The 1147-nt window shown below is 34.0% G+C and carries 2 protein-coding genes; both read right to left on the reverse strand.

Annotated features, from left to right (window positions below):
• Positions 1-268 (reverse strand): GDP-mannose 4,6-dehydratase (locus tag INF61_RS22710; protein ID WP_193548154.1); only part of this gene is annotated, 268 nt, incomplete at its 3' end.
• 25 nt (positions 269-293) lie between these two features.
• Positions 294-1147: glycosyltransferase family 4 protein (locus tag INF61_RS22715; protein WP_193548155.1), on the reverse strand; the 854-nt coding region annotated here is incomplete at its 5' end.

Here is a 1147-nt window from a genome sequence, read left to right on the forward strand (position 1 = left end):
CTGATTCACCAACGGATTTCAACCCCGCAAAATGAATGACGCATTGAAAATCGTTCTCATTAAATAATGAATGCAGATGTTCTTTATTCAGTAGGTCAATATTATGAAACCGTATTTTTTTTTCAGATAGAGTCTCTACTCTTTTCAAGGATTCATAAGAAGAATTTGATAAATTATCTAGTACGACGACATCATATTGATTGAGTAAAAGATCTAAAACTGTATGTGAACCAATATAACCCGCGCCACCAGTAACTAATATAGTCATATTAAACTCCCATATCAATAGGGGATTATTTATCCATGATAACTTGTAGTGCCATCAAATATTTATTGATAACTATTTGCTCATCGAATTTTTTTTCAATAAGTTCTCGGCCAGCTTTACCCATAATCATTCTATCTTCAAAAGACATATTGATAATAAGTTCCATTTTGTCGCATAAATCCGATACTGAGCGAGGCTTGCAAAGATACCCCGTTTTACCATCTTCAAGTGCATCTCTACAACCAACATTATCAGTTGTGATTAGAGGCTTACCCATCGCAGCTGCTTCAAGTAAGGATTTTGGCACGCCTTCTCTATAAAAAGAGGGTAAAACAACACAATCAACATTACCTACGATTTCCTCAATGTTATCTGATACACCGAGATATTTTACATGTCCCTCATCAACCCATTCGCTCATTTTTGCGGAAGTAATCGATCTTGGATTCGTATCGTCAATAAAGCCAACTAGCAAAAATTCGACATTATCCTTGTATTTATTTTTTAAAATCTTTGCTGCATCAACATATTGTACGATCCCTTTATCTACCAGCATCCTTGCGATCACTGCAAAGCGAGTAATTCCATCATTATTTGCATGTTTGAGGGTAAAACGTTTGAGATCAACTCCTGAGCCAGGCAAAATTTCCATAAACTGTTTTTTTATGCCCAATTGCTGAAATATTGAATAGTCTTCTTTATTCTGAAAAAATATATAATCCGCTTCCCTCTGACTATATTTATATAAATTTCTAACTAGCAAATTAAGTATACCATTACTGCTAAATGCGGTACCCAAACCGGCAATATTATTAATAACCTTTTTATTGCAAAGTTTAGCAGCAAAAGTACTATAAATATTGTTCTTAGGTGTAAAAT

This window comes from Enterobacter cloacae complex sp. P18RS, assembly GCF_014982105.1.
GTDB lineage: Bacteria > Pseudomonadota > Gammaproteobacteria > Enterobacterales > Enterobacteriaceae > Enterobacter > Enterobacter hormaechei_C.